We start from the raw sequence: 7355 nt of genomic DNA, 5'->3' as shown, positions 1-7355 counted from the left end.
GTCCGACGACCCGGCCGCCGCGCGGGCGGTGGACGCGACGGGCGGGGTCGGCCGCCCGCGGTCGCGGCGCGGACTGCAACGCCGCCGCGGTCCCCGGCTCCCGGGGACGGCGGCGCTGCTACTGCCCTTGGGCGGACGGCAGTTCAGGGAAGGACTGCCCTGGGACGACCTTCCTCAGGAAGGCCGGCGGAACAGCGCCGACCAGAGGAAGGCCTCGCCGAAGCACGGGGACCCGTCCGGTTCGTCGCGCATACGACGCAGCTCGACCTCCTCCAGGTCGGAGAAGATCCACCGCAGCGACTCGGGCGTGTAGGCGAGGCCGCCGTGCAGCCGGGACTGACCGTAGAAGTCGGCGTCGGGCAGTTCGGATCCCATCGCGCCCGACGCGAAACAGGTGAGGGCGAAGCGACCGCCAGGGGCGAGGACCCGGTCGAGGAGCCGGCGGTAGCTGACGCGCCGGTGGGGCGGCAGATGGTGGAAGCAGCCCGAGTCGTAGACCAGGTCGTACGGGCCGCCGAATTCGACCGGGTCGAGAGCGAAGGCGTCACCGCGGTGGAACCGGACCGCGCTCCCGGCCCCGGTCTCGCGTGCGCGTTCCTCGGCCCAGGAGATCGCCACCGGCGACAGGTCGACGGCGTCCACCTGGAAGCCCAGTGCGGCGAGGTGCAGGGCGTTGCGGCCGGGGCCGCAGCCCAGATCGAGCGCCCGGCCCGGGGTGATCAGGCCCCTGTCGAGGTACGAGACCAGGTTCTCGTCGGGCTTCGCCACGAAGAACGGCACGGACTTGGAGCGGTCGCTGTAGAAGCCGTCCCACCAGTCGGCCGCACCCTCGGTCCAGCGGTCGGCCTCCGGCGCGAACAGCCCGTCCAGAAGCTTCATGACGTCGTCGACCGTACGTATGCCCCGGTCCATCGGGACCCCCTTTCAACGATGGTCGAACGCTACGGCCGAACGGCCAAGAAGCCCAGCTCAGAGCGGGTGCGAGCGTTCTTCGGAAAGCCTCTGGACGGGCGCCCTGCGGGCTGTCGGCCAGCGGGTCGAGCCCTGCCCCGCGCCGCGCGCACACGTCGTCGGGCGACCCCGCCGAAGGCGCTGAGGACGGCAGAACGGCGAGCGCCGGAGCGGGTTTTCCGGGCGTCACGGCGGAGATTCCGCTCCTCCCTGTGGCGCCGCTAGTCAACTTTGCCTACTCTCGTTCACATGACCGAGAAGACCATCCCCCTGCTCCCCTGCCACGCGATCCAGCCGGTGGTCGACTTCTACACAGCGCTGGGCTTCGGGACGACCTTCTTCCAGAAGAGCCCCTATCCGTACGCGGTCGTGGAACGCGGCCCGGTCCAGCTGCAGTTCTTCGCCATGAAGGGGTTCGACCCCGCGGAGTCCTACTCCGGCTGCTACATCGTCACGGACGACGTCGACGGCCTCTACGCCGCCTTCCGCGGCGGCCTCAAGGCCGCCTACGGGAAGATCCCCGGCCGCGGACTGCCGCGGATGGGGCCGCTGAAGGACATGTCCTACGGGATGCGGCAGTTCCTGATGACCGATCCCGGCGGCAACAGCATCCGCGTCGGCCAGGAGATCAGGGAAACGGGCATCCAGGAACAGGACGGGGACCACGACGCGCGTCGGAAGGGGAACGACGCCGGGAATGAGGGCGCGGAACCGGGCGGCGGCCACCGACGGCCGGTCCCCGAAGGGCGGTTCGCGCGGGCGCTGCGCACAGCCGACCTCTTCGTCGATTCCAAGCAGGACCTGCCGGGCGCAGCGAAGATCATCGACCGCGCCCTGCGACTCGACGGCGAGCAGCCCGATCCCCCGCAACTGCTGCGCCTGCTGGTGCTGCGCGCGGATGTCGCGCACCGGCTCGGCGACGAGGAGACGGCTGAGCGCATGCTGGCACGGGCCGCCGGGCTCGAGCTCGGCGCGGACGAGCGCGCCTCCGCCCGCGACGCCCTCGCACGTCTCGCCGAGCTCCGGTCCTGACCGTCCCGGCCGGCTTCCGGCGGCCGGGGCGGGCGCGGCCCGGACAAGGGGACCGTACCCCGGCCGGCCGCTCCCCGGATGCCTCCGGCCTGGGTAGACGGCAAGGTGGCCTTCGCCAGGACCTTCCCCGACCGGACGAGGAGCGCTCGTGTCCGTGACCCCTTACCGGCATGCCGCCGTCGTTGCCGCGACCGTGCTCCTCGCCCTCACCGCCGCGGGCTGCTCCGGCCTCGACCGCACCGCCGTGGGCACGCTCACGTACGAGACCGGCCACGAACACCACACGACGGTCACCAGCCCCGAGGTCATCGGCTGCCACCACTTCGAGCACCCCGGAGCCGTCGCGGTCGAGAACGAGACGGAGACCGACGCCATCGTCTACCCGACGGACGACTGCTCCGGCGGCGAGTCGATCTACATTCCGTCGATGACGTCCGACGTCGCGGCGCCGGGCGCGGGCCCCTGGCTGAGCTACAGCTTCGTCCACTAGCCGCGGGCCCGCCGACGGCCCGGCACGAGACGCCCGGAAAGGGCTCAGAAGAGGACCCGGGCCGCGTCGAGGGCCGCAGCGGCGTCCTTGTCCCCCTCGTACACCAGCTCGCCGCGCGCGGGCCGCCCCGACACGTGCCGGGCGAAGGCGATCGCGTCCGCCCGCAGGACGACGTCGGGCGGGCCGCTGCCCAGCCGATGACGGCCGCCGGCCGGGCCCGACAGTTCGAGCAGGCACGGCGGCCCGGTCCAGCCGAGCGCCAGGTCCAGCACGATCTGGTTCACGATCTCGCGGTCATGGTCGTCGAGGACCAGCTCGACCCCTGTGGCGTCGCTGATGTCCACGCGGTGCATCCACGTGTCCCGGGCGACCAGGACGCTGTTCAGGTAGTCCATCGAGTCCTCGGGGAGCGCCTTCCCCTCGGGAAAGATCATGCTGAGCCGCATCCGCTTCCGGACCGGGGCGGGCATGCGGCGCAGGGAGCGGGCGCCCCGAGGGGCGACGCGGGCGAACTCGGCGGCCAGTTCCGGACCCGGCACGTCGCTGCGTTCCTCGACCTGGCGGGCGTTGTGACCGTCGAGCGGGCCGAGACCGGGGTGTTCCTGCCGGCCGCGCCGCATCCGGCTGATCATGAGCCACGGCTTGGGCAACTCCTCGTACTGCCCGACCTCGTGGGCGACCATGTCGCGGACCGTCCAGCCCGAGCAGGCCGTGGGCCGGGACCATGCCTGGGGCTCGTCACCGAGCGCGCGCATCGTCGCGAGCGAGGCACGTATTTCCGCCTCGTTCACCCAGCGTGCCCGCGCGGCGGAGGTCCGGGGGATCTCCCGCGCGGAGACAGTCGGCGTGGCCATCGTGCACCTCCTCAAGCCCCCGCTCCCAGGCTACGCCGGGCCCCCGTACCCTCGCCCCGGCCCGCCCGCACCGCCGCAAGCCGCTCACGCAGGGCCACGTACCGCTGCACCGTTCTGCTGCCGTTCCCTGGGGCGTGTCCCGCCTGCGTGCGACGGAGGCCTGCCTCTCCATCGCCTGTACGGGCCGCGGCACCGCTATGCGCCGGCCGCGCGTCGGCCGAGGACGGGCTCGGCCAGCAGTCTGGCCATTCCGCAGAGCGTCTGGCCGTGCCGGGCGAACAGCTCGTCGCGCGAGTCGAAGTGCCCGAGGTCCGCGAGGACGTGGGCCGAGAGGTCGCAGGGCGCGCCGGTGGACGGGCAGGCCGTCGACCCGTCCCAGTCGATCGCCGTCCGGGACAGCGCCTCGAAGAGCGTCTCCGCGCCGGCGTTGGTGAAGCCGCCACCCGGAGCGCCACTCAACTCGCCGAGGTCCCCGAAGAGTTCGGAGACCGTCAGCCATGGCGCTGCGGGGTGCCCTTCCGGCGAGAGGCCGTCGATCCGGAATTCCGGCCATGCGAGGAGGACCTGGTCGGGGACGATCTGGTGCAGCCGGGGAAAGCGGGGATACCAGAACGTTCCGTCGACCACGAGTCCGCGTACCCGCGTGGCGACCCCGGACGCCCGCGCGACGGACTCCAGGACTGCCAGGCGCTGGCTGCAGGAACCCCGGCCGCGGCGCAGGACGTCCGACACGGGCCGCTCGTCCTGCACCGAGTACACCGGTCGTACGGCTTCGGCGATCCACCGATGAGCCCTCCGCAGGGCCTGCACCTGGTCCGCGGCGGCGTTTTCGGGAGCCGACGCGGTCGTCGTGCCGAGGCCGCTGACGAGCGCGGCGACACCGGGGTGCCGCCAGTCGAGGATCCGTGTCGGCTCCGTGCTGCCCTCGGCGATTCCCATGGGGACCGTACGCGCACGGACACGGCCTCGCGGCCGGAGAAGCGAGCTCGTCATCCGACGACGTCCTTTCGTCCAGCGCCGGGTGTACACGGCCGGCCGGGGACATCGTGGCAGAGTTTTTGAACGCGCTCAACTATGTCGTCGGCCGACCCGCTCGGCTGCCAGGTCACCCGCCGCCCCGCCGCCCGGGCCGCCTGCGGGCGTGGCGCGAGCGGGCCGCCGGCGACCGGACCGGCGGCCTCCCGCCCCGGGCCTGTTACGACCGCCCGGCGGCGACCTGCGCGCCCACCACCTCCAGAGCCGCTCCCCACGGGTACGCGCCCGCCTGTTCCTGACCCTGCCCCCGGCCCTGGGCCTGGCCCGGCTCGTGCGGGGCGAGGCCGTTCTCGCCGTAGCCGTACAGGACCGATACGCCGGCCGAGCGCAGCGTCTCCACAGACCTTTCGAACTGCGGGTGCCGGGCGAACGCGGCGTTCACGCAGGGCACCGCCACCGTCGGGACGCCCCTGCCGATCGCTTCCGCCGCGGCTCCCACCACGAACGACGAAGTCAGGCCCAGGGCCCATGCGTTGAGGCTGTTGAACGTCACCGGCGCGAACAGGACAGCGTCGGCCGACGGCCAGATCTCCGGCTCTCCGGGCCGGTCGTAGGCGAAACGGACCGGGTGGCCGGTGAGCACCGCCAGTCCGTCGAGGCTGGGCTCCAGCCAGCGTGCCGCGTCGGGCGTCAGGCCGAGACATACGTCCCACCCGCCGGCCTGCGCCTGCTCGATCACCTGGGCGACGTCGAACACGGGAGGCGCGGCGGAGCAAAAAAGATGCAGTGTCGTCCTCGTCATGCGCTCCATCCGATCACACGCCTCCGCACGTCCAGGAGCGCAATCCCGTACGCCCCCCTGGATCGCTTCATGATCTTCACCACCTCATGCCCCGGCCGGCATGCCAGGATGCGCGGCATGGACCTGGACCTGGGACTGGATCAGAGGCTCGTCGACGCGGCGCTCGCACAGTTGAACCGCCGGTGGCCGGCCGACGAGCCGGGCGGGGCCGCCGCGCTCCGTCTGGACGACGGCGGGATACTCACCAGCGTCGGCCTCGACAACCTGAACGGCGGGGTGTCCCTCTGCCACGAGACCGGCGCGATCTGCCAGGCGTACACACTGAACCGGCGGGTCACGGCGTCGGTCTGCGTCTACCGGGACCCGGAACGGGACCAAGTACTGATCCTGCCGCCGTGCGGCATCTGCCAGGAACGCCTCGCCATGTGGGGCCCAGAGGTCCAGGTCGCGGTCCCGGACGCCGGCTCGGCGACGGGATGGCGCGCCCGTACGCTCCGGGACGTCAACCCGTACTACTGGGGTTCGCAGTTCACGGACGACGGCAAGTGGCCGTCACAGAAGTCCCACTCCGAGTAGGGCGTTTGCCAGGAACGGGAATCCGCCGCCGTCATCTGATCGTTCAGGCAGCATGGCTGTCATCCACCGCACCACCATGACCCCCGGCAAGCTGGAACTCCTCGCCGCCTGGCTGCCCTCGCGGCCCTGGTACGAGGGCACGGCGAGCCGGCCTGAACTGTCCAAGGCCGGCGGATTCCGCCTCGACGACCCCAAGGGGGAGGTGGGCATCGAGTTCATGGTGGTCACCGACACCTCCGGCGACCGGCCGCACTCGTACCACGTACCTCTCAGCTACCGCGGGGCGCCGCTCGAAGGAGCCGACGCGGCCGCTCTCATCGGCACGTCCGAGCACGGCGTCCTCGGCACGCGCTGGGTGTACGACGGGACTCACGACCCGGTCCTCGTCGAGCAGTTGCTCGCTCTTGTCGAGGGCAACGCCGAGCCGCAGGCGCAGAGCGTGAGCGACACACCCGACCCCTCGGTCACCGCGCACCTCGCCGGAGCCCCGCTCCCGCCCACGGTCACGCCGGCGCCGGTCACCGACGACGAGCACGGGACGCACCTCGCGGTGTCCCCCGGCCTGGTCCTCCACGTGACCCGCCGCCTGGACCCCGCCGCTCCGACGCCGGATGCGAGGGCCCACGTCACCGCGAGCTGGCACACCCCGGACGGCACCGAGAACCGCTCCCGGTTCGCCGTCCTCGGCGACGCGACACCCTGACGCAACGGGCAAACGCCGGCCGCCTCCGCCGCCTTCACGGCCGGCGCACCCCGGACATGCGCGGCGCGCGCGCCGCCGGCCGCAGGTGCGCTCTCAGAGGCAGCGCGCCCGCAGGCGGATACCCGGGGCCGTGGTGGCAGGTGGACCGGCCACGGCCCGAGGTCCACTCCAGGGAGGACCCTGCTGCTCCGTGGTACTACGGGCCGCCCGCAGCGCGGGCCTTGGCGGCCATCCGAATCTGCTCGGTATTCAACCCGGCCTGTTCGGTAAGCGTCGCAAGGTCGAAATAGATCGTCTCGCCGGCCATGAGATCGCCCTTGAACGGGACGACGTTGGCGAATTGCACGGCAAAAGACCCACCGCTCGGAGGTACGCCCAGCCAGGCGCCACCGCTCGTCCCGCGCAACGTGCCCCAGACGACGAGAACGTCGTCCCCGAAAGCGATGCCCTGGTCGTCGGGGCTGAGATCGGGAAATGCGGTGAAGTACCCCACGTAAGCGGCCCGGGCCGCTTCCCTGCCCTCACTCCGCAACCCGAGCGGCACCGTCTCGAGGAAACAGTCTTCGGCGAACGTGGCGAGGATGGCGTCATAGTCCCGGGCGGCTTCGGCCTCTCGGTGAGCCTCGAAAAGGCGGAGCATCGCATCGCGGTCCATGCTGCCCTCCGTCCTTGAGGTCCTCTTCCAGCCTATGGCGGTGACCTGGGTGGCGCCTGCCATCACGCCCCCGCCGACCGGTCGGCCGGCGCACGGTGCCCGGCGCACTTCCCTGGGTCCCGGACGACGCCGAACGCCTGCCGCCGCAGCGGCAGACGAACTCGCTCCGCGCAGTCACATGCAGGGAGACGTGCAAGCCCTCCGGGGCAGATGCCGAAGGCCCCTCGCCGTGCTTCGGTTCAAGGGGTCGTCGCAACACCGCCTGGTTTCAGGTGGTGAGTAGATCACGTAGACGCTCGGCTGGGGTATCCCAGCCG

At 72.0% G+C, this 7355-nt stretch carries 9 protein-coding genes; 4 read left to right on the top strand and 5 right to left on the bottom strand.

The features are described from left to right. Nucleotides 1–174: 174 nt before the first annotated feature. On the bottom strand, nt 175–912 hold the full coding sequence (locus ACWGH4_RS27105; protein WP_441262784.1) for a methyltransferase domain-containing protein: 738 nt from the start codon (nt 910–912) through the stop codon (nt 175–177). Between the two features lie 288 nt (nt 913–1200). Between ACWGH4_RS27105 and ACWGH4_RS27100 the strand changes: the two genes are divergently transcribed. Together ACWGH4_RS27100 and ACWGH4_RS27095 are read left to right on the top strand one after the other, a co-directional pair. After that, a complete protein-coding gene (locus ACWGH4_RS27100) occupies nt 1201–1983 on the top strand; it encodes a VOC family protein (RefSeq protein WP_453465556.1) in 783 nt (260 codons plus the stop codon). A gap of 148 nt (nt 1984–2131) precedes the next feature. Then, nucleotides 2132–2473, top strand: coding sequence for a hypothetical protein (locus ACWGH4_RS27095; protein ID WP_453465554.1), 342 nt, complete (start codon nt 2132–2134; stop codon nt 2471–2473). A gap of 44 nt (nt 2474–2517) precedes the next feature. On the opposite strand, the gene ACWGH4_RS27090 is transcribed toward ACWGH4_RS27095, so the two are convergent. The 3 genes from ACWGH4_RS27090 to ACWGH4_RS27080 form a co-directional block, all read right to left on the bottom strand. After that, entirely contained in the window at nt 2518–3327 is an 810-nt protein-coding gene (locus tag ACWGH4_RS27090) for a maleylpyruvate isomerase family mycothiol-dependent enzyme (protein ID WP_453465552.1), read from the bottom strand. A gap of 195 nt (nt 3328–3522) precedes the next feature. Further along, nucleotides 3523–4320, bottom strand: coding sequence for a transglutaminase domain-containing protein (locus tag ACWGH4_RS27085; RefSeq protein ID WP_453465550.1), 798 nt, complete (start codon nt 4318–4320; stop codon nt 3523–3525). 202 nt (nt 4321–4522) lie between these two features. Continuing rightward, nucleotides 4523–5104 (bottom strand): flavoprotein, encoded by a 582-nt coding sequence (locus tag ACWGH4_RS27080; protein ID WP_453465548.1) that lies wholly within the window; start codon nt 5102–5104, stop codon nt 4523–4525. Nucleotides 5105–5173: 69 nt separating this feature from the next. On the opposite strand from ACWGH4_RS27080, the gene ACWGH4_RS27075 reads away from it, so the two are divergent. Together ACWGH4_RS27075 and ACWGH4_RS27070 are read left to right on the top strand one after the other, a co-directional pair. Continuing rightward, nucleotides 5174–5680, top strand: a complete 507-nt coding sequence (locus ACWGH4_RS27075; protein WP_453465546.1) for a cytidine deaminase — start codon at nt 5174–5176, stop codon at nt 5678–5680. A gap of 52 nt (nt 5681–5732) precedes the next feature. Further along, a complete protein-coding gene (locus ACWGH4_RS27070) occupies nt 5733–6383 on the top strand; it encodes a maltokinase N-terminal cap-like domain-containing protein (protein WP_453465544.1) in 651 nt (216 codons plus the stop codon). Between the two features lie 196 nt (nt 6384–6579). Here the strand turns inward: ACWGH4_RS27070 and ACWGH4_RS27065 are convergent, their stop codons facing one another. Continuing rightward, a complete protein-coding gene (locus tag ACWGH4_RS27065) occupies nt 6580–7038 on the bottom strand; it encodes an ester cyclase (RefSeq protein ID WP_453465542.1) in 459 nt (152 codons plus the stop codon). Between the last annotated feature and the right edge of the window lie 317 nt (nt 7039–7355).

The organism is Streptomyces sp. NPDC054847, assembly GCF_053610925.1.
The sequence above is the reverse complement of the archived record's forward strand: the minus strand, read 5'-3'. Positions and strand labels throughout refer to the sequence as shown.

Bases quoted from the DNA above. Each gene is read 5' to 3' on its own strand.
- ACWGH4_RS27105 (WP_441262784.1), bottom strand. From the start codon at position 912: ATGGACCGGGGCATACGTACGGTCGACGACGTCATGAAGCTTCTGGAC.
- ACWGH4_RS27100 (WP_453465556.1), top strand. From the start codon at position 1,201: ATGACCGAGAAGACCATCCCCCTGCTCCCCTGCCACGCGATCCAGCCG.
- ACWGH4_RS27090 (WP_453465552.1), bottom strand. From the start codon at position 3,327: ATGGCCACGCCGACTGTCTCCGCGCGGGAGATCCCCCGGACCTCCGCC.
- ACWGH4_RS27085 (WP_453465550.1), bottom strand. From the start codon at position 4,320: ATGACGAGCTCGCTTCTCCGGCCGCGAGGCCGTGTCCGTGCGCGTACG.
- ACWGH4_RS27080 (WP_453465548.1), bottom strand. From the start codon at position 5,104: ATGACGAGGACGACACTGCATCTTTTTTGCTCCGCCGCGCCTCCCGTG.
- ACWGH4_RS27075 (WP_453465546.1), top strand. From the start codon at position 5,174: ATGATCTTCACCACCTCATGCCCCGGCCGGCATGCCAGGATGCGCGGC.
- ACWGH4_RS27070 (WP_453465544.1), top strand. From the start codon at position 5,733: ATGGCTGTCATCCACCGCACCACCATGACCCCCGGCAAGCTGGAACTC.
- ACWGH4_RS27065 (WP_453465542.1), bottom strand. From the start codon at position 7,038: ATGGACCGCGATGCGATGCTCCGCCTTTTCGAGGCTCACCGAGAGGCC.